Raw genomic sequence first — 18,300 nt, forward strand, 5'->3', positions numbered from 1 at the left:
ACATGACTGCTGCCTCGACCTTTCCGCTGCTGGAACGCATTGCCTCACCGGCCGACCTGCGCCGCCTGGACCGCAAACAACTGCCGGTCCTCGCCGCCGAGTTGCGCCAGTTCCTGATCGAATCGGTCGCCCAGACCGGTGGTCACCTCTCGTCGAACCTCGGTACGGTCGAGCTGACCCTGGCCCTGCACCGCGTCTTCAACACCCCCGACGACCGGCTGGTCTGGGACGTCGGCCACCAGTGCTATCCGCACAAGATTCTCACCGGTCGCCGTGAGGGGATGAGTCGGCTGCGCATGCGCCACGGTCTCGCCGGCTTTCCCAAGCGCTGCGAGAGCGAGTACGACACCTTCGGCGTCGGGCACTCCTCGACCTCGATCTCGGCGGCGTTGGGCATGGCCCTGGCCGCCAAGCAGCAAGGCCTTCCCCGCCAGGTGGTGGCAATCATCGGCGACGGCGCGATGTCGGCCGGGCAAGCCTTCGAAGCGCTCAACAATGCCGGTGTCGCCGATGCCGACATGCTGGTCATCCTCAACGACAACGAGATGTCGATCTCGCCGCCGGTCGGCGCGCTGAACAACATCCTCACCCGCCTGACCTCAAGCAAGACCTACAACGCCGCCCGCGAAGCCGGCCGCCACATGCTCGGTTTTGCCCCGCCGCTGCTCGAACTCGCCCGTCGTGCCGAAGAGCACGTCAAGGGCATGATCGCACCGGGTACGCTGTTCGAGGAATTCGGCTTTCATTATTACGGTCCGATTGATGGCCATGACCTCGATGCGCTGATCCCGACGCTGGAAAACCTGAAGCAGATCAAAGGCCCCAAGTTCCTGCACGTGATCACCAAGAAGGGCCAGGGCTACAAGCTGGCCGAGGCCGACCCCATCCTTTACCACGGCGTCAGCAAATTCTCCGCCGACGAAGGCATCGCCTCCGGCAAGAGCGGCGGCAAGCTCAGCTACACCCAGGTCTTTGGCGACTGGCTGTGCGACATGGCACGCGCCGATGCCCGCCTGGTCGGGATCACCCCGGCGATGCGCGAAGGCTCGGGCATGGTCCGCTTCGCCAGCGAACAGCCGGCGCGTTACTTCGACGTCGGGATCGCCGAACAGCACGCCGTCACCTTCGCCGCCGGCATGGCCTGCGAGGGCCTCAAGCCGGTGGTTGCGATCTACTCGACCTTCCTGCAGCGGGCTTACGACCAACTGGTGCACGACGTTGCGCTGCAGAATTTACCGGTGGTTTTCGCGGTCGACCGTGGCGGCCTGGTCGGCGCCGACGGCCCGACCCACCACGGCACCTTCGACCTCTCGTTCGCCGCCTGCATCCCCAATCTGGCAGTCATTACCCCCGCCGACGAAGCCGAGTGCCGCGCACTGCTGACCACCGCCTTCCGCCACGACGGCCCGACGCTGGTCCGCTACCCGCGCGGCAGCGGTCTCGGCACCGTCCCCGGCAATGACCTCGACGCCCTGCCCTTCGGCAAGGGCGAAATCCGCCGCCCGGGCCGTCAGGTCGCGCTGCTCGCTTTCGGCAGCCTGCTCGGCGCTGCCTTGGCCGCCGGCGACGACCTCAATGCCACGGTCGCCAACATGCGCTTCGTCAAGCCGCTCGACGCCGACCTGGTCGCCGAACTCGCCGGGAACCATTCCCTGCTGGTCACGCTCGAAGAAAATGCCGTGATCGGCGGCGCCGGCTCGGAGGTCGAGCGCGTGCTCGCCGAACGCGGTCTCGCCGTCCCGGTACTGCGCCTCGGCCTGCCCGACCGCTTCATCGACCACGGCGAACAAGGCCAGCTCCTCGCCGAACTCGGCCTCGACAAAGCAGGCATCGTCCGCGCCATCCAGGCCCGGCTTGCCTCCGACAACAGACAATAACCCTTACCCCGACAGAACAGCCCACCATGAGCACCCCGAACACTGCTATCCCCGACGTGCAGAACCTGGCCGACACCCGCCAGATCGCGATCAATAAAGTCGGGATCAAGTCGATCCGCCACCCGATCAAGGTCCAGGACAAGTCCGGCGGCATCCAGCACACCATCGCGATGTTCAACATGTACGTCAGCCTGCCGCACAACTTCAAAGGCACGCACATGTCCCGCTTCGTCGAGATTCTCAACAGCCACGAGCGTGAAATCTCGGTCGAAAACTTCCCGGCGATGCTGCGCGACATGGTCGAAAAGCTCGAAGCCGAAAGCGGCCACATCGAGATGAGCTTCCCGTACTTCATCAACAAGGCCGCGCCGGTTTCCGGCGTGCAGAGCCTGATGGACTACGACGTCACCTTCATCGGCGAAATCTGCGGCGGCGAAATCCGCTTCTCGCTCAAGGTCGTGGTCCCGGTCACCAGCCTCTGCCCGTGCTCGAAAAAGATTTCCGAATACGGCGCCCACAACCAGCGCTCGCACGTCACCGTCACCGCCCGCACCAACGGCTTCCTGTGGATCGAGGAACTGGTCCAGTTGGTCGAAAGCGAAGCCTCCTGCGAACTGTGGGGCCTGCTCAAGCGCCCGGACGAGAAGTACGTCACCGAGCGCGCCTACGACAACCCCAAGTTCGTTGAAGACATGGTTCGCGACGTCGCCGCCCGCCTCAACGCCGAAACCCGGATCGATGCCTACATCGTCGAATCCGAAAATTTCGAGTCGATCCACAACCACTCCGCCTACGCGCTGATCGAAAAAGACAAAACACGCGGCTAAACCGGCAAAAACCCGGATTTTCACGGTCGACCGTGAAAATCAGCCAAAAAGCGCAGCCAGGCTGCGCTTTTTTCTTTTTCACTGCCGCCGCTACCCGGCAACCGCAAAAAACTCGCTCGGCGCAGCGCCGAACTGGCGGCGGAACATGGCGGTAAAGGCGCTCGGGCTGGCGTAGCCGGCGTCGAGCGCGACGTCGAGGACGCGACGGCCGGCGGCCAGTTGTTGCAGGGCGAACAGCAGCCGCGCTTGGCGCCGCCATTCGCCGAAGCTCATCCCGGTCGCTCGCTGAAAACGCCGCTGCAGGGTGCGGCTGTCGATGCCCAAGGCCGCCGCCCAGTCGACCGTTGTGCGCGCGTCGTCGGGGGTGTTGCGCAGGGTTTCGCACAAGGGCTGCAGGAGCGGATCGGCGGGGATCGGCAGCGCCAGTGGCAGGCTTGGCAGGATTTGCAGTTCGTCGAGCAGTACGCGGATCAGCCGTTCGGCCCGGCTCTCAGGCGGATGCGGCGGCTGCAATTGCACCGCCGCCAGCAGCAACTCGCGCAGCAGCGGCGTCACCGCCAGCACGGCGCACATGCTCGGCATCGCCCGCACCGCATCGGGCCGGACATAGACGCTGCGGATGCACACCCGGCTCAGCATCCGCACCTGGTGCCACTCGCCGGGTGGAATCCAGATCGCCCGGCTCGGCGGCGCGATCCATTGGCCAAGCCCGGTTTCAACCTGCATCACCCCCTCGATCGCGAACAGCACCTGCGCCACCGGGTGGGTATGGCGGATGGTCGTCGTTCCGGCGACGTAGGTTTCGGATTTGCCGATCAGCAAGCTGTCGGCCATCGCCTCGGGCGGGCCAACTTCGGCAATCGGCGCCAGCGCCGGGTTGCTTGGGTACTCCATGTCGCTTTCTCGATAGTTTCTGCCACAATCCAGCAGGACAGGCAAAAGCATAACACCTAGCATGATCACCCGACTCATCCCTGGAGCCTCCCGATCATGACCAGCAGCACCGCTTTACCCGCCAACGCCGCGCCCGACGATACCCGCTACCGGGTACTGACCGCGATCAGCCTGGCGCACTTTCTCAACGACATGATGCAGTCGCTGATCCTGGCGCTTTACCCGATTCTCAAAGGCAATTACCACCTCAGTTTTGGCGAAATCGGCCTGCTGACCCTGACCTACCAATGCACCGCCTCACTGCTGCAGCCGCTGGTCGGACTCTTCACCGACCGCAAGCCGATGCCGCGCGCCTTGGCGCTGGCCATGGCCGCGACGCTGATCGGCTTGCTGCTGCTGGCGCAGGCCACCACCCTGCCCGGCCTGCTGCTGGCGGCCGCACTGGTCGGCACCGGTTCGGCGATTTTTCATCCGGAATCGTCGCGGGTGGCGCGCCTGGCCTCGGGCGGCCGGCACGGCTTCGCGCAGTCGCTGTTCCAGTTGGGTGGCAATGGCGGCACCGCCGCCGGTCCGCTGCTGGCGGCGCTGATCATCCTGCCCGGGGGCCAGCACAGCGTTGCCTGGTTTGCGCTCGCCGCGCTGCTGGCGATCATCGTCCTCTGGCAAGTCGGCAACTGGTATCGCACTCACCTAGCGGCCCAGCCCACACGGGCACCGGCACCGGTGCAGGCGCCGCTGGCGGCTGGCCGCACCCGGCTGGCACTGGCAGTGCTGGTCGGCCTGGTGATCGGCAAATACACCTACATGGCCAGCCTGCACAGCTACTACACCTTCTACCTGATGCAGCATTTCGCGCTCGACGCCGAGGCAGCGCAGCTCTACCTGTTCGCCTTTCTCTTTGCCGCTGCTGCCGGCACGCTGCTCGGCGGCCCCCTGGGTGACCGGATCGGGCGGCGCAGCGTGATCTGGTTTTCGATTCTCGGCACCATTCCCTTCGCGCTGTGGCTGCCTCATGCCAACCTGCACGGCACGCTGCTGCTGAGCATGGCGATCGGTTTCATCCTCTCGTCGGCGTTCTCTGCGATTCTGGTCTTCGCCCAGGAGTTGGTGCCAGGCAAGGTGGGTACGATTTCCGGGCTGTTCTTTGGTCTGGCCTTCGGCATCGCCGGACTGGCCGCCGCCGTGCTCGGCTGGCTCGCTGACCACTGGGGCATTGTCGGCATCTACCAGCTGAGCGCCTGGCTGCCGCTGAGCGGCCTGATCGCGCTGGCTCTGCCGGACCTGCGCCGCAGCGGCCGTTGAAGCAAAAAAAAACGGAGTGCCGAGGCACTCCGTTTCCTGAACTGAAAGAACAGTCCTGATTACTGCGCGGCCGCAGCAGCCGGCTTGCGTGCAACCAGCTTTTCCTTGATGCGGGCGGACTTGCCGGAACGCTCGCGGAGGTAGTACAGCTTGGCACGACGCACATCACCGCGACGCTTGACTTCGATCGAAGCAACCAGCGGGGAGTAGCTCTGGAAAGTACGCTCGACGCCTTCGCCGGAAGAGATCTTGCGGACGATGAAGGAAGAGTTCAGACCACGGTTGCGCTTGGCAATGACCACGCCTTCGTAAGCCTGCAGACGCTCGCGGTTACCTTCCTTGACCTTCACTTGCACGACGACGGTGTCGCCGGGAGCGAAATCAGGGATGGTCTTGCCCAGGCGGGCGATTTCTTCTTGTTCCAGTTGTTGAATCAGGTTCATGTGAGATCCTTCGATTGTTAAATTTTACTCACCGCATTGCTCCGCTTCGGCAATTTCCGAGAGGAGTTGCGTTTCTTCCGCAGTCAGACTGCGTTGCGCCAGCCAATTGGCCAACAGCTCCGGGCGGCGCTCCCGGGTTCGCTGCAGCGACTGCTTGAGCCGCCAGCGGCGAATCTTTTTGTGGTCGCCGGACAGCAGTACTGCCGGCACCCCTTGTCCTTCGTAGACTTCGGGCCGCGTGTAATGCGGGCAATCGAGCAGGCCATCGACAAAGGAATCCTCGGTCGCCGACGCAGCATCGCCCAGCACCCCCGGCAACTGGCGGACAACGGCATCGATCAACACCATTGCCGGCAATTCGCCGCCGGACAGCACGAAATCTCCGACCGATATTTCTTCATCGACGCAGCGCTCGATCAGACGCTCGTCAATTCCTTCATAGCGACCGCAGAGGAGGATCAAGCCCTCGTCGGCGGCAGCCAGTTCCATCACTCGCGCATGCGTCAGCGGACGCCCTTGCGGCGACAGGTAAATCACCCGGCTGCGCACCACGCCGACAGCGGACTGGGCCGCCTTGGCTGAGGCAATCGCCTTTTCCAGCGGCGCGGCCTGCATCAGCATGCCGGGACCGCCGCCAAACGGCCGATCATCGACGCGCCGCCAGGCATTTTCGGCGAAATCGCGCGGATTCCAGCCTTGCCAGGCCCAGCGCCCTTCTTCCAGTGCGCGACGGGTAATCCCGCTCTGCGTGACGGCCGCGAACATCTCGGGAAAGATGCTCACGCAGTCGAAACGCATCACCAGTCGAGTCCCCAGTCGGCGAGAATTTCGCCTTTTTCGCGGTCGACCGTGGAAACCACGGCATCGACGAAAGGCAAAAGCCGCTCGGTGCCATCTTCGCCAACGACGCGCAAGACATCGTTGGCACCGGTCTCGATCAGGCTGGCCACCCGACCAAGCAATTCGCCCGCCGGATTAACCACCCGCATGCCGATCAAGTCGGCCCAGTAATACTCGTCGGCCGCAGTCTGCGGCAAGGCCGCGCGCGGCGCCCCGACCAGCACCCCCTTGAGGGACTCGGCAGCATTGCGGTCGGCAACGCCTTCCACTTGCACTACCAGACCGTCGCCGTGGGCCTTCAGCCCGAGCAGACCGATCTGGCGCCAGGGACCGCCTTCGCGCCCCAGCCACCAATGCGGCATTTGCCGCCAGGCCAGCGGGTCGTCGCCAAAAGCGTGCAGGTGCAGCCAGCCGCGAACCCCATAAGGATCGGCAAGCCGGCCCAGGACAACGATTTCGTCAGTCACAGCAATGCCGGACTGATCGGCAGGCTTGTCGCTCAAGGCCGGAGAGCAATCAGGCGGCTTGCTTGGCAGCGTACTGCTTGATCACGCGAGCAGCGGTCGGGCTCATCTGAGCGCCGTTCTGCTGCCAGTAGGTCAGGCGATCCATGGCGACGCGAACGCCTTCTTCGCTTTCAGCAGCAACCGGATTGTAGAAACCGATGCGCTCGACGAAACGGCCATCACGACGGCAGCGGGAGTCGGCAACAACGATGCTGTAGAAGGGACGCTTCTTGGAGCCGCCACGGGCAAGACGGATAACAACCATGAGAATTCTTTCGTTAGCAGGAAAAAAGACTGTAGATTATAGCGTCAAAGCGTGAAAAAACAAGCCACTTAGCCAAAGGCTGCAGGAAAGAGGCGCGACAAGTTGTGAAAAAGCACGAAGCCTGTACATTTCCGGCGGTTTTGCTATCCTCGCCGGACCCATGAATACGCCTCCGGAATACCATGATCCGGCCGGGCAAGCCGCCGCCGAAATCCTTGCCTGGCTGAGCAGCACCCGCCCCGCCAGCGCCGAACCCGGCGAGTTGCTGCGCCTGCTGCAATTACTCGACAGCGCCCCCCTGCCGAGCGAACCGCGGCAGCGCTTTCTCGACCTCATTTACAGCCAGGCTCTCCGCCTGGCCACCAACCTGACCGGTAGCCTCGGCACGCAGACGCTACCCTTGCCGCGACCGCTACGCCAGCGCACCCGGCAAACTGCCAGCCTCCTGGCGCTACTGGCTGAAACCTACGCCCGCAGCCCCGCCTTCCCAGCCACGCCCGCAGCCACCCGTCCGCACCATCTCTGGCAAGCCCTGCAGGCCAGCCTGTGGCAGTTGCGCACTGACCAGCAGAGCGCCGCCCCGAGCGAACCAGGAACCTGGCTGCGCATCCATGCGCTCTATCAGCGTGCCCACGAACAGGGCATCCATCAACACCCCGGCCCCCGCCACACCGCCAGCATCGAAGCCCTTTACCTGCAACTGGTACTGGCTGCGATTGCGCAACCCACGTCGTTCAGTCCCGACGAAATCGGCTTCATTGGCGAGTATCTGGCCCAATCGCTCCCCCTGCCCGAGCTTTCGCAGCGGCCCGGACAACCGCCAACCACCTTCTGGATCGACCCGAACAAGGATTTGCCGGCGCAAGCCCTGGTCCGGCGCAACCCGCCGCCGGAAACGGCCATCCTCTATCTCGACTGCCAGGCCCTGGCGGCCCGCATCGGCGAGCATTGCCAACGACTGCAACAGGGCGCAACCAGCGAGCGACTTGGCCTGCCGCCGCTGCCGCCCGGCCTGCCCCTGCCAGCCACGTTGCGACGCCTGCAACAACTCTGGGGCGAACCCGCCCGCCGCCGCTTTCCGCGGCGCCGCCAATCCTACCGGGCCAGCCTGCTCAGCGGCCTCGACACCCTGAACAAATTTGCCCGCGACGGCTCTTGCGCGCAGCCGGGGAGCCAATGGATGGTCATCAACGAAAGCCCGGACGGGTATGCGCTGATGCACCTCAGCGGCGACAGCAGCAACATTCGCGTTGGGGATGTGGTGGCGATCCAGCCGCAGCGGGATTCCACTACCGACCGCGCCAACTGGCAAACCAGCCTGATCCGCTGGGTGGTTTCCGAGAATCCGGAACATCTGGAAATTGGCCTGCAGGTTCTTGCTCCGCAAATGCAGGCCGCCGAAATCGCCGGCTTGGCCGAGCGTATCCCGGCGCTATTCCTGCCGGAAAAGCCGCCGCTGCGCCCCCAAGCCGGGCTGATCGTGGCCGCCGGCAGCCTGCCCGGCCAGCCGGAGCGCTTGTTGCTGCTGGTGGAACAAGGCAATCTTTGCGTTCGCGAAGTACGCCCCACCCGCCTTGAAGAACAAACCGCGAGCGTCGAAATCTTCAGCGTCGAGCCCGATCACTCCCAGTAGCCGCGAGCAAGCCGCCGAGCAGCACAATCCCCCAGGAAACGTGCAGCCAGAGCAGAAATACCGGAAACGCGGCAAAAGCACCGTAAATACTCTTCAGCAAAGCCGAACTGACCAGATAGTACTCGAACACTTTCTGCATTCCGGCGAAGGCGAACGCCGCGAAAAATCCGCCCAGCAGCGCACGCCGTCGCGCTACTGCGGCATTCGGCACGGCGTAGTAGAGGAAGGAAAAGAACAGCCCGAGCAGGAACAGCGAACTCCCCTTGAGCACCCAGTGCTCGGCCAGACCAAGATCGCCAAACCAGCCGAGCGAATTGCTGACGGCAAACGACACGGCCAAAGCCACCCCGCCCAGCAGCAAGGGCCAGACCAGCATCATCAGCAGATACAGACCCAGACGATCCAACCAGCGCCGCGGCTCAACCTGCCACAAATGATTGAAGGCCCGCTCGATGGTGTGCAGCAGCATGAAAGCGGTTACCGCCAGGACCCCCAGGCCAGCCCAAGTCAGCTGTCGCGCCTTGTCGGTAAAGCGCACCAGGCCGGCGACGATGGTTGCCGCTGCCCCGGGCGGGAGCAAGGTGTCCTTGAGCAAGGCATCAAGCTTGAGCAGCAAGGGATCGGCATAGGGAAAAAAGTGCGCCAGCGACAACACCACGGTCAGCAGCGGAACCATCGACAACAGCGTGGTAAAAGCCAACGCAGCACTGGTCTGGATCATGTTTTCGCCGAAAAAACGGCTGACAATCCAGCGCACAGGGTTTTCTCGGCCGGCACTGACGCGCGAAGGCGACGGGCGTTTGCGGCGGGTAGTCGGCATGGGGCCGTATAATAGCCGACCATGTGTGAAATTCTTGTCCTTTATTACAGCCATCGCGGCTCGGTCCGCGCCCTGGCCGAAGCCATCGGCCGCGGCATCGACTCGGTGCCCGGCGCCGCAGCCCGCCTGCGCACCGTACCTCGCGTCTCCACCACGTGCGAAGCCGTTGCCCCAGCGATTCCCGAGCAGGGCGCCCCCTACGTCGAAGCCTGCGACCTCGCCGAATGCGCCGCCCTGGCGCTGGGCAGCCCGGTCCGTTTCGGCAACATGGCAGCGCCGATGAAATATTTCTGGGACAGCACCGTCGCCGACTGGCAAAACGGCACGCTAGCCGGCAAGCCGGCCTGCGTATTCACGTCCAGCGGCAGCCAGCACGGCGGCAACGAAGCCACCCTGCTCTCGATGATGTTGCCACTGTTGCACCACGGCATGCTGCTGCTCGGCCTGCCCTTTTCCGAACCCGACCTCGCCCACAGCCGCAGCGGCGGCACGCCTTACGGCGCCAGCCACGTTGCCGGCGCCAATGGCGACCCGCGCCTGAGCGACGAAGAAATCCGCCTCGCCGTGGCACAAGGCAAGCGCCTGACAGAATTGGCCCTGAAACTGAGTTGACCGTGAATATTCCCCCCGCATCCGCCCCGCGCTGGCAACTGCTGGCCAGCGCCAGCCTGATCGCGCTGATTGCCCTTTGCCTGGCCTGGGAAGGCTGGCTGGCCCCGCTCCGTCCCGGCGGCTCGTGGCTGATCCTCAAGGGCTGCTTCCTGCTGCTGCCGTTGTTCGGCATCCTGCGCGGCAAGCGCTACACCTACAAGTGGCTGTCGCTGTTCGTGCAGTTCTACCTGCTCGAAGGCCTGACCCGCGCCACCAGCGAACAAGGGGCAAGCCAATGGCTGGCCGTCGGCGAAACCCTGCTCGCCAGCCTGCTGTTCGCCGCCTGCATCCTCTACGTGCGCGCCACCCGCAACCCGCCGACCACAGCGTAAATCCCGCCCCGACCATGAAAAAAGGCGGTTTTCACGGTCGACCGTGAAAACCGCCTTTTTTGTGCGGCAAGCGCCTAGGGCTTATACGTCGCCCTGCGCCTTGACCTTGTCGCGACTGGAATGCAGCTTGTTCAGCGCATTCAGGTAGGAGCGTGCGGAGGCGATGACAATGTCGGTATCCGCCCCGTTGCCATTGACGATGCGCTCACCCAGCGCCAGACGAGTCGTCACTTCGCCCTGAGCATCGGTTCCGGTGGTGATCGCGTTGACCGAGTAGAGCAGCAGTTCGGCACCGCTGCCGGCGATGCTTTCGATGGCCTTGAAGGTAGCATCGACCGGGCCACCACCGCCCGCTTCGCCCTTTTTCTCGACGCCGCCGACATTCAGGATCACCTTGGCAAACGGCAGCTCACCGGTCTCGGAACAGACATGTGAATACACCAGCTTGTAGTACTCCTGGTCCGGCGTCACCACCTCGTCGGAGACCAGCGCATGCAGGTCTTCATCGAAGATTTCGTGTTTCTTGTCGGCAAGTTCCTTGAAGCGGGCAAAGGCGGCATTCAGGGTTTCGTCGCTATCGAGTTCGATCCCGAGCTCGGACAGACGGGTCTTGAACGCATTGCGCCCGGAATGCTTGCCCAGCACCAGCTTGTTCTGAGTCCAGCCGACATCCTGGGCGCGCATGATTTCGTAGGTCTCGCGGTGCTTGAGCACGCCGTCCTGATGGATACCCGATTCGTGCGCGAAGGCATTGGCACCGACCACGGCCTTGTTCGGCTGCACCGGGTAGCCGGTGATTTGCGACACCAGTTTGGAGGCGGGAACGATCTGCGTCGTCTCGATCCGGGTTTCGACCGGAAAAACGTCGCTGCGCGTGCGCACTGCCATCACGATTTCTTCAAGCGAGGCATTGCCGGCGCGTTCGCCCAAGCCATTGATCGTGCATTCAACCTGCCTGGCGCCAGCCATCACCGCCGCCAGCGAGTTAGCTACCGCCAACCCGAGGTCGTTGTGGCAATGCACCGACCACACTACCTTGTCGGAATTGGGCACCCGCTCGATCAATTGGCGAATGGTATCGGCGTACTGCTGCGGAATGTTGTAGCCGACGGTATCGGGAACATTGATCGTGGTCGCGCCGGCCTTGATCACTTCCTCGAAAATGCGGCAGAGGAAATCAATCTCGGAACGCCCGGCGTCCTCGGCGGAAAATTCGATATCGCCGGTGTATTGCCGCGCCCAGCCGATCGACTTGACCGCCTGCTCGACCACTTGGTCCGGCGTCATCCGCAGCTTCTTTTCCATATGGATCGGCGAAGTTGCGATGAAGGTATGAATCCGCCCCGACTTGGCTGGCTTGATCGCCTCGCCGGCACGCCGGATGTCGTTTTCGTTGGCCCGTGCCAGCGAGCAGACGGTCGAATCCTTGATTGCCTGCGCGATCGAGTGGATCGAATCGAAATCACCAGGGGAAGCGGCGGCAAAGCCGGCCTCGATCACGTCGACCCGCATCTTTTCCAGCTGACGGGCGACACGAATCTTCTCTTCCTTGGTCATCGACGCGCCGGGGCTCTGCTCGCCGTCGCGCAAGGTGGTATCGAAAATGACAAGATGCTGTTTCATCGAAAACTCCGTAAATCAGATTGCCTTGCGCTTGAACAGGCCAAGCGCGGCGAGGACGTAGCCGGACAGGCCGTAGAGCACGAAAAAGCCGAACAAGGCAATTTCCGGACTATAGGCAACCAGCGCAAAACCGAGGGCAATCGCGGCAATCACGAAGAACGGCACGCTCTTCTTCAGATTGACGTCCTTGAAGCTGTAATAGCGGATATTGGAGACCATGGTCACGCCGGCAAAAATGGTCAGCACGCAGGCAATCCCGCGCACGTCGGCGCCGGCCACCCCGGAAACGATCATCACCCAGACGAAACCAGCCACCAACGCCGCCGCCGCCGGAGACGGCAAGCCCTGGAAGAAGCGTTTGTCGACCACTTCCAGCGTGGTATTGAAGCGCGCCAGGCGCAAAGCCGCACCGGCACAGTAAATGAAGGCGGAAATCCAGCCCAGGCGGCCGAGATCCTGCAACGCCCATTCGTACATCACCAGCGCCGGCGCCGCGCCAAAGCTAACCATGTCGGACAGGGAATCATATTCGGCGCCAAACGCCGATTGGGTATTGGTCAGCCGCGCAACGCGGCCATCGAGACCATCGAGAACCATGGCGATGAAAATCGCCATCGCTGCCCGTTCAAAATCCCCCTGCATCGCCTGGACAATGGCGAAAAAGCCGGCAAACAACGCCGCCGTGGTAAACAGGTTGGGCAGCACGTAAATACCGCGCCGCTTGACTTCGGGATTGAACAGGGTCTTTCGGGGCTTGAGTTCAGTCATTGGCAAACAATCCACGGGCAATCCGAAGAGGATACACCCGGACAGCGTCAAAATCCGCAAACAACAAGGGCGGTGCAGTTTCCCACACCGCCCGAAGCGAAGACGAGGCTAGGCACAAGCGCCCGGACAATCCGTCAGTACGGCAAACGCCGCCTCGCCAAGCCAGTCAATGACCAATTAGTTCTTGGTCTGATCAACCAGCTTGTTCTTCTTGATCCACGGCATCATGTCGCGCAACTGGCCGCCGACCGTTTCGATCGGATGCACGGCATTGAGGCGACGACGGGCAGTCATGCTCGGGTAGTTGGTACGACCTTCGAGGATGAACATCTTGGCGTACTCGCCGGTCTGGATGCGCTTCAGGGCGTTGCGCATGGCTTCGCGGGACTGCTCGTTGATCACTTCCGGACCGGTCACGTACTCGCCGTATTCGGCGTTGTTCGAGATCGAGTAGTTCATGTTGGCGATGCCGCCTTCGTACATCAGGTCGACGATCAGCTTCAGTTCATGCAGACACTCGAAGTAGGCCATTTCCGGAGCATAACCGGCTTCAACCAGGGTTTCGAAGCCCATCTTGACCAGTTCGACGGCGCCGCCGCACAGAACAGCCTGCTCACCGAACAGGTCGGTCTCGGTTTCTTCGCGGAAGTTGGTCTCGATCACGCCACCCTTGGTGCCGCCGTTGGCAGCTGCATAGGAGAGTGCAATGTCCTTGGCCTTGCCGGAGACGTCCTGGTAAATGGCGATCAGGGACGGCACACCGCCACCCTTCAGGTACTCGGAGCGCACGGTGTGGCCCGGGCCCTTCGGGGCAACCATGATCACATCAAGGTCGGCACGCGGCACAACCTGGTTGTAATGCACGTTGAAGCCGTGTGCGAAGGCCAGGGTCGCGCCCTTCTTGATGTTCGGCTCGACGTCATTCTTGTAGACCTCGGGAATGTTCTCGTCCGGCAGGAGGATCATGACCACATCGGCAGCGGCGACGGCGTCCTTGACTTCCGCAACCTTCAGACCAGCGCCTTCGGCCTTGGCCCAGGAAGCACCGCTCTTGCGCAGGCCGACGGTGACGTTGACGCCGGAGTCGCGCAGGTTCTGAGCGTGGGCATGGCCCTGCGAGCCATAACCAACGATGGTGACGTTCTTGCCCTTGATCAGGGACAGATCGGCGTCCTTGTCGTAATAAACTTTCATGAAATCCTCGTTACAAAACAGACAGTTAAACTTTCAGAATCCGGTCGCCGCGACCAATACCGCAAACCCCGGTACGCACGGTTTCGAGAATCAGGCCGGCATCGAGCGCGGCGATGAAGGAATCGAGTTTGGAGCTGGAACCCGTCAGTTCGATGACATAGGTCGACTCGGTCACGTCGATGATACGGCCGCGGAAAATGTCGGCCATCCGCTTCATCTCTTCGCGGTCCTTGCCGGTCGCGCGCACCTTGATCAACATCAGTTCGCGCTCGACGTGTGCAGCCTCGGAGAGATCAACCACCTTCACCACGTCGACCAGCTTGTTGAGCTGTTTCGTGATCTGCTCCAGCACCTCGTCGGAACCGGAAGTCAGGATGGTCATCCGCGACAGCGAGGGATCTTCCGTCGGTGCCACGGTCAGGGATTCAATATTGTAGCCACGAGCCGAAAACAGGCCGGAAACACGCGACAGGGCGCCGGCTTCGTTTTCGATCAGGATGGAAATGATATGTCGCATCGTCTTTTCCTTCCCCGCTTACAGGTCTTCAGCGAGGATCATTTCGGTCAGACCCTTGCCTGCCGCCACCATCGGGAAGACGTTGGCCGCCGGGTCGATGATGAAGTCCATGAACACCAGGTCGTCCTTGTGTTCGGTAAATGCCTTGCGCAGGGCCGGTTCGACGTCTTCCGGACGCTCGATCTTCATCCCGACATGGCCGTAGGACTCGGCCAGCTTGACGAAGTCCGGCAGCGAAGTGACGTAGGACTGAGAATAGCGCTTGGAATAGAACATCTCCTGCCACTGGCGGACCATGCCCAGCATGCCGTTGTTCAGGTTGATGATCTTGACCGGCAGACCGTACTGCTTGCAGGTCGACAACTCCTGGATACACATCTGGATCGATGCTTCGCCAGTGATGCAAGCCACCGTCGCATCCGGGTTCGCCATCAGGACGCCCATGCCATACGGCAGACCGACGCCCATGGTGCCGAGACCGCCGGAATTGATCCAGCGGCGCGGCTGGTCGAACTTGTAGTACTGCGCAGCAAACATCTGATGCTGGCCGACGTCGGAAGTAACGAAGGCATTGCCGCCGGTCACTTCATAGAGTTTCTCGACCACGTACTGCGGCATGATGTGCTCGCTCTGGCGATAACGCAGCGAATTGCGACCACGCCAGTCTTCGATCTGCTTCCACCAATCAGGCAGTTCCGGATCGGTCTTGCAGCCGCCGTCGAGCAACTTGAGAATTTCATCAAGGACATCAGCGACATTGCCGACGATCGGCACATCGACCTTGACCCGTTTGGAAATCGAGGAAGGATCGATGTCGATATGGATGACACGGCGCTTTTCCTGGCTGAAATGCTCCGGATTGCCGATCACGCGATCGTCGAAGCGGGCGCCGATCGCCAGCACCACGTCGGCGTAATGCATCGCCATGTTGGCTTCGAAGGTTCCGTGCATGCCGAGCATGCCAACAAACTGCCGGTCAGTGGCAGGGTAGCCACCGAGGCCCATCAGCGTGTTGGTCACCGGGAAATTCAGTTTGCGCGCCAGTTGGGTCAGCTTGTCGGCGGCATCGGAAAGAATCACACCGCCGCCAGTATAGATAATCGGGCGCTTGGCTTCCTGCAGCAACTGGACGGCCTTCTTGATCTGTCCCAGATGCCCCTTGACCACCGGGTTGTAGGAGCGCATCTGGACAGCCTTGGGATATTCGAACTCGCACATCTGTGCGGTGATGTCCTTCGGGATATCGACCACTACCGGACCAGGACGACCGGTCGCCGCGATGTGGAAGGCCTTCTTGATAGTAACAGCGAGATCCTTGACGTCCTTGACCAGGAAGTTGTGCTTGACACAGGGACGGGTGATCCCGACCGTATCGCACTCTTGGAAGGCATCCTGGCCGATGTACTGGGTCGGCACCTGGCCGGTCAGCACCACCATCGGGATCGAATCGCAGTAAGCGGTCGCAATGCCGGTCACGGTATTGGTCACGCCGGGACCGGAGGTCACCAGCGCCACGCCAACCCGCTGCGAGGAGCGCGAGTAGGCATCCGCCGCATGCACGGCAGCCTGCTCGTGGCGAACCAGAATATGTTTGACCTGATCCTGCTTGAAAAGGGCATCGTAAATGTGCAGCACGGACCCGCCCGGGTAACCGAACACACAATCAACCTTTTCTTCCTGCAAGCACCTGATTACAATTTCCGCACCGCTGATCATCATTGCTAGAGCCTAAAAGCTGTTACCCGAAAAGGGCATAACCTTAATCGACCGACCAGTTCCGGTCAAGGTTTGCAGCATGTGCGTATATAATCGGCTCGCGTTAAAGAAGAACGGAAGGCAAGACCCTGGCTGCACCCCATCAACTCTCAAGCTTCCTCGAATCGGTTGAACGCCGAGCCTTCAAGCAGGCGATGTTCGCCGTTCACGACGAGGAAGCCGCGCTGGACATCGTTCAGGACGCCATGCTGAAGCTTGCCGAAAAATACGGCGACCGCCCGGAAGAAGAGTTCCCCATGCTCTTTCAGCGCATCCTGCAGAACACCATCCGCGACTACTACCGACGGAGCAAGGTTCGCTCGATGTGGACCACGCTGCTGTCGGCGTTTTCCAAGGACGACGACGAGGATCACGACCCACTGGAAACCCTGGCCGCCGACGAAGACCAGAAAGGCGAGGCCAGAACCCCCGAAAGCAAGCTACTGCAGGCGCAGACACTGAACCTGATCGAGGACGAAATAAAAAAATTGCCGGCACGTCAACGCGAAGCCTTCCTGATGCGTTACTGGGAGGACATGGACGTCGCTGAGACCGCAGCGGCGATGGGCTGCTCAGAAGGCAGCGTCAAGACCCACTGCTCGCGCGCCACCCACGCGCTCGCAGCCGCCCTGTCGGCGAAAGGTATAGAGCTATGAAGGAAGAACGCTACGCACAACGGATTCGGCAAGCCCTGAATCACGGACTCAAGGACGTTTCCCCGGCCGCTTCGCGGCGGCTGGAGGCCGCCCGTCATCTGGCGCTGAGCAAGCAGAAGCAGACCGCCCCACAACTGGCGCTGAACACCGGCAACCGCCACACCGGCAGCAGTTGGCAGGAGGTTCCCTACGTGCGCCAACTCCTGGCGATTGTCGCCCTGCTGCTGGGCATGTGGATCTCTTTTTACTGGCACAGCGTGCAGTACGTCAGCGAAATCGAGGCCGTCGATAGCGCCCTGCTCGCCGACGACCTGCCGCCCGAAGCTTTTCTCGACGAAGATTTCTTTTCATGGCTCACCGACGACTCCTCGGACGATTGACCCTACTGGCGGCCCTCAGCCTGCCGGTTGCTGCCCAAGTACCAACCACGGCGGTAATTGGCACGCCCCCGCAACCCACCTGGGGCCAATTGAGCGCACAGCAAAAAGGGGTACTGGCCCCGCTGTCCCAGGACTGGGACAAGATGGAAAACATCCGACGGAAAAAATGGCTGGGAATCGCCGACCGCTACCCCAGCATGAAGCCGGAGGAACAGCAACGGATGCAGGAGCGGATGCGTGAATGGGCCGCTCTGACCCCCGAGCAGCGCGCGAAAGTGCGCGGAACCTACAAGGATTTCCAGCAACTACCCGTCGAACAAAAGCAGGTTGTAAAGCAGAAATGGGAGGCTTACAACAGCCTGCCAAGCGAAGAGCGCCAGAAAATCCGCGAAAGCGGCAAATCGGCCAAGCTGCTCGCCCCACCGCCCGAAGCCCCGGCGCCGGAAAGCCCGGCCGAGCCCCCCCCAGCCGAAGCCGGACGTAATTGATGCCGCCCTCCCCCCCCCTGCCCAGCGCCGGACTGGGGCGCCGCCTTGCCAGCCTGCTTTACGAGGGACTGGTCCTGTTTGCAGTATTGCTGATCGGTTTCTGGCTACCGCAAGCCCTGCTTCTCGGCAACGGCATCCAGTTCAGCGCCAGACAACTCTGGCTGCACGTATTCCTGCTATTGATGCTGTACTGCGTCTGGTTCTGGATCAACGGTGGCCAGACCCTGCCGATGAAGACCTGGCGCCTGCGTATCGTAAATGCCAATGGTGGCGCCATCCGTCCGACCCAGGCCTTGCTTCGCTACCTTGCCAGCTGGCCTTGCCTGCTACTTGGCGGCATCGGCATTCTCTGGGCCCTGATCGACAAGGACCGGCAATTCCTGCACGACCGGGTCGCCGGCACCCGCATCGTCCAGGAGCCCGCGAACACCTGATCCAGCCGCCCTCCGGCCAAGGATTGATCCAGTAAAAAAGCCTGCTTTCACGGTCGACCGTAAAAGCAGGCTTTTTTACCACCACCTCTCTGTCG

General features: G+C 62.2%; 21 protein-coding genes. 10 read left to right on the top strand and 11 right to left on the bottom strand.

The annotated features are described in order from the left end of the window. The first annotated feature begins 2 nt into the window (after positions 1-2). Both dxs and folE2 read left to right on the top strand, forming a co-directional pair. Positions 3-1,877, top strand: coding sequence for a 1-deoxy-D-xylulose-5-phosphate synthase (gene dxs, locus VX159_RS11510; protein WP_371323031.1), 1,875 nt, complete (start codon positions 3-5; stop codon positions 1,875-1,877). Positions 1,878-1,903: 26 nt separating this feature from the next. After that, positions 1,904-2,704 (top strand): GTP cyclohydrolase FolE2, encoded by an 801-nt coding sequence (folE2, locus tag VX159_RS11515; RefSeq protein ID WP_371323032.1) that lies wholly within the window; start codon positions 1,904-1,906, stop codon positions 2,702-2,704. A gap of 90 nt (positions 2,705-2,794) precedes the next feature. Here folE2 and VX159_RS11520 read toward each other — a convergent pair whose 3' ends face one another. Then, positions 2,795-3,598: a helix-turn-helix domain-containing protein gene (locus VX159_RS11520; protein ID WP_371323033.1), complete on the bottom strand. Its 804-nt coding sequence runs from the start codon at positions 3,596-3,598 to the stop codon at positions 2,795-2,797. Positions 3,599-3,694: 96 nt separating this feature from the next. Here VX159_RS11520 and VX159_RS11525 point away from each other — a divergent pair, with 96 nt between their 5' ends. Next, positions 3,695-4,900 (top strand): MFS transporter, encoded by a 1,206-nt coding sequence (locus tag VX159_RS11525; protein ID WP_371323034.1) that lies wholly within the window; start codon positions 3,695-3,697, stop codon positions 4,898-4,900. Positions 4,901-4,959: 59 nt separating this feature from the next. Here VX159_RS11525 and rplS read toward each other — a convergent pair whose 3' ends face one another. The 4 genes from rplS to rpsP all read right to left on the bottom strand — a co-directional run bounded on the left by rplS (position 4,960) and on the right by rpsP (position 6,954). Then, a complete protein-coding gene (gene rplS, locus VX159_RS11530) occupies positions 4,960-5,343 on the bottom strand; it encodes a 50S ribosomal protein L19 (RefSeq protein WP_371323035.1) in 384 nt (127 codons plus the stop codon). A gap of 24 nt (positions 5,344-5,367) precedes the next feature. Further along, complete coding sequence (gene trmD, locus VX159_RS11535) at positions 5,368-6,141, bottom strand: tRNA (guanosine(37)-N1)-methyltransferase TrmD (protein ID WP_371325517.1); 774 nt, start codon at positions 6,139-6,141, stop codon at positions 5,368-5,370. Continuing rightward, positions 6,141-6,638, bottom strand: a complete 498-nt coding sequence (gene rimM, locus VX159_RS11540) for a ribosome maturation factor RimM (protein ID WP_371325518.1) — start codon at positions 6,636-6,638, stop codon at positions 6,141-6,143. The genes trmD and rimM overlap by 1 nt, the downstream gene beginning before the upstream one ends. A 61-nt stretch (positions 6,639-6,699) precedes the next feature. Beyond that, entirely contained in the window at positions 6,700-6,954 is a 255-nt protein-coding gene (rpsP, locus tag VX159_RS11545; RefSeq protein ID WP_371323036.1) for a 30S ribosomal protein S16, read from the bottom strand. Between the two features lie 160 nt (positions 6,955-7,114). On the opposite strand from rpsP, the gene VX159_RS11550 reads away from it, so the two are divergent. Then, the gene (locus VX159_RS11550) at positions 7,115-8,587 is read left to right on the top strand and encodes a hypothetical protein (RefSeq protein WP_371323037.1); all 1,473 of its coding nucleotides are present in this window, start codon (positions 7,115-7,117) and stop codon (positions 8,585-8,587) included. On the opposite strand, the gene VX159_RS11555 is transcribed toward VX159_RS11550, so the two are convergent. Beyond that, positions 8,559-9,344 carry a YihY family inner membrane protein gene (locus VX159_RS11555; RefSeq protein ID WP_371323038.1) on the bottom strand — a complete coding sequence of 262 codons (786 nt, stop codon included), beginning with the start codon at positions 9,342-9,344 and terminating at the stop codon, positions 8,559-8,561. The genes VX159_RS11550 and VX159_RS11555 overlap by 29 nt on opposite strands. Before the next feature lie 84 nt (positions 9,345-9,428). On the opposite strand from VX159_RS11555, the gene wrbA reads away from it, so the two are divergent. Both wrbA and VX159_RS11565 read left to right on the top strand, forming a co-directional pair. Continuing rightward, entirely contained in the window at positions 9,429-10,019 is a 591-nt protein-coding gene (gene wrbA / locus VX159_RS11560; protein ID WP_371323039.1) for an NAD(P)H:quinone oxidoreductase, read from the top strand. Between the two features lie 2 nt (positions 10,020-10,021). After that, entirely contained in the window at positions 10,022-10,390 is a 369-nt protein-coding gene (locus tag VX159_RS11565; protein WP_371323040.1) for a DUF2069 domain-containing protein, read from the top strand. 81 nt (positions 10,391-10,471) lie between these two features. On the opposite strand, the gene VX159_RS11570 is transcribed toward VX159_RS11565, so the two are convergent. The 5 genes from VX159_RS11570 to ilvB all read right to left on the bottom strand — a co-directional run bounded on the left by VX159_RS11570 (position 10,472) and on the right by ilvB (position 16,211). Beyond that, positions 10,472-12,013 (bottom strand): 2-isopropylmalate synthase, encoded by a 1,542-nt coding sequence (locus VX159_RS11570; protein ID WP_371323041.1) that lies wholly within the window; start codon positions 12,011-12,013, stop codon positions 10,472-10,474. Between the two features lie 15 nt (positions 12,014-12,028). Then, the gene (gene pssA, locus VX159_RS11575) at positions 12,029-12,781 is read right to left on the bottom strand and encodes a CDP-diacylglycerol--serine O-phosphatidyltransferase (RefSeq protein ID WP_371323042.1); all 753 of its coding nucleotides are present in this window, start codon (positions 12,779-12,781) and stop codon (positions 12,029-12,031) included. A 177-nt stretch (positions 12,782-12,958) separates the two neighbouring features. Next, positions 12,959-13,975: a ketol-acid reductoisomerase gene (gene ilvC / locus VX159_RS11580; protein WP_371323043.1), complete on the bottom strand. Its 1,017-nt coding sequence runs from the start codon at positions 13,973-13,975 to the stop codon at positions 12,959-12,961. Positions 13,976-14,000: 25 nt separating this feature from the next. Next, a complete protein-coding gene (ilvN, locus tag VX159_RS11585) occupies positions 14,001-14,492 on the bottom strand; it encodes an acetolactate synthase small subunit (RefSeq protein ID WP_371323044.1) in 492 nt (163 codons plus the stop codon). A gap of 18 nt (positions 14,493-14,510) precedes the next feature. After that, positions 14,511-16,211, bottom strand: coding sequence for a biosynthetic-type acetolactate synthase large subunit (gene ilvB / locus VX159_RS11590; protein WP_371323045.1), 1,701 nt, complete (start codon positions 16,209-16,211; stop codon positions 14,511-14,513). 125 nt (positions 16,212-16,336) lie between these two features. On the opposite strand from ilvB, the gene VX159_RS11595 reads away from it, so the two are divergent. Genes VX159_RS11595 through VX159_RS11610 form a run of 4 tightly spaced genes read left to right on the top strand, consistent with a single transcriptional unit; the run spans position 16,337 to position 18,205 of the window. Further along, positions 16,337-16,903, top strand: a complete 567-nt coding sequence (locus tag VX159_RS11595) for an RNA polymerase sigma factor (protein ID WP_371325519.1) — start codon at positions 16,337-16,339, stop codon at positions 16,901-16,903. Continuing rightward, entirely contained in the window at positions 16,900-17,283 is a 384-nt protein-coding gene (locus tag VX159_RS11600; RefSeq protein ID WP_371323046.1) for a DUF3619 family protein, read from the top strand. The genes VX159_RS11595 and VX159_RS11600 overlap by 4 nt, the downstream gene beginning before the upstream one ends. Further along, the gene (locus VX159_RS11605) at positions 17,253-17,771 is read left to right on the top strand and encodes a DUF3106 domain-containing protein (RefSeq protein ID WP_371323047.1); all 519 of its coding nucleotides are present in this window, start codon (positions 17,253-17,255) and stop codon (positions 17,769-17,771) included. Before VX159_RS11600 ends, VX159_RS11605 begins: the two co-directional genes overlap by 31 nt. Continuing rightward, the gene (locus tag VX159_RS11610; RefSeq protein ID WP_371323048.1) at positions 17,771-18,205 is read left to right on the top strand and encodes an RDD family protein; all 435 of its coding nucleotides are present in this window, start codon (positions 17,771-17,773) and stop codon (positions 18,203-18,205) included. The genes VX159_RS11605 and VX159_RS11610 overlap by 1 nt, the downstream gene beginning before the upstream one ends. The last annotated feature ends 95 nt before the right edge of the window (positions 18,206-18,300 follow it).

Origin of the sequence: Dechloromonas sp. ZY10 (assembly GCF_041378895.1) — a bacterium.
In the GTDB taxonomy this organism is placed as follows: domain Bacteria; phylum Pseudomonadota; class Gammaproteobacteria; order Burkholderiales; family Rhodocyclaceae; genus Azonexus; species Azonexus aquae.

What these genes read in the sequence shown, in the direction of transcription:
- dxs (WP_371323031.1), top strand. Translation starts at nt 3, where the DNA reads ATGACTGCTGCCTCGACCTTTCCGCTGCTGGAACGCATTGCCTCACCG.
- folE2 (WP_371323032.1), top strand. Translation starts at nt 1,904, where the DNA reads ATGAGCACCCCGAACACTGCTATCCCCGACGTGCAGAACCTGGCCGAC.
- VX159_RS11520 (WP_371323033.1), bottom strand. Translation starts at nt 3,598, where the DNA reads ATGGAGTACCCAAGCAACCCGGCGCTGGCGCCGATTGCCGAAGTTGGC.
- VX159_RS11525 (WP_371323034.1), top strand. Translation starts at nt 3,695, where the DNA reads ATGACCAGCAGCACCGCTTTACCCGCCAACGCCGCGCCCGACGATACC.
- rplS (WP_371323035.1), bottom strand. Translation starts at nt 5,343, where the DNA reads ATGAACCTGATTCAACAACTGGAACAAGAAGAAATCGCCCGCCTGGGC.
- trmD (WP_371325517.1), bottom strand. Translation starts at nt 6,141, where the DNA reads ATGCGTTTCGACTGCGTGAGCATCTTTCCCGAGATGTTCGCGGCCGTC.
- rpsP (WP_371323036.1), bottom strand. Translation starts at nt 6,954, where the DNA reads ATGGTTGTTATCCGTCTTGCCCGTGGCGGCTCCAAGAAGCGTCCCTTC.
- VX159_RS11550 (WP_371323037.1), top strand. Translation starts at nt 7,115, where the DNA reads ATGAATACGCCTCCGGAATACCATGATCCGGCCGGGCAAGCCGCCGCC.
- wrbA (WP_371323039.1), top strand. Translation starts at nt 9,429, where the DNA reads ATGTGTGAAATTCTTGTCCTTTATTACAGCCATCGCGGCTCGGTCCGC.
- VX159_RS11570 (WP_371323041.1), bottom strand. Translation starts at nt 12,013, where the DNA reads ATGAAACAGCATCTTGTCATTTTCGATACCACCTTGCGCGACGGCGAG.
- pssA (WP_371323042.1), bottom strand. Translation starts at nt 12,781, where the DNA reads ATGACTGAACTCAAGCCCCGAAAGACCCTGTTCAATCCCGAAGTCAAG.
- ilvC (WP_371323043.1), bottom strand. Translation starts at nt 13,975, where the DNA reads ATGAAAGTTTATTACGACAAGGACGCCGATCTGTCCCTGATCAAGGGC.
- ilvN (WP_371323044.1), bottom strand. Translation starts at nt 14,492, where the DNA reads ATGCGACATATCATTTCCATCCTGATCGAAAACGAAGCCGGCGCCCTG.
- ilvB (WP_371323045.1), bottom strand. Translation starts at nt 16,211, where the DNA reads ATGATGATCAGCGGTGCGGAAATTGTAATCAGGTGCTTGCAGGAAGAA.
- VX159_RS11600 (WP_371323046.1), top strand. Translation starts at nt 16,900, where the DNA reads ATGAAGGAAGAACGCTACGCACAACGGATTCGGCAAGCCCTGAATCAC.
- VX159_RS11605 (WP_371323047.1), top strand. Translation starts at nt 17,253, where the DNA reads ATGGCTCACCGACGACTCCTCGGACGATTGACCCTACTGGCGGCCCTC.
- VX159_RS11610 (WP_371323048.1), top strand. Translation starts at nt 17,771, where the DNA reads ATGCCGCCCTCCCCCCCCCTGCCCAGCGCCGGACTGGGGCGCCGCCTT.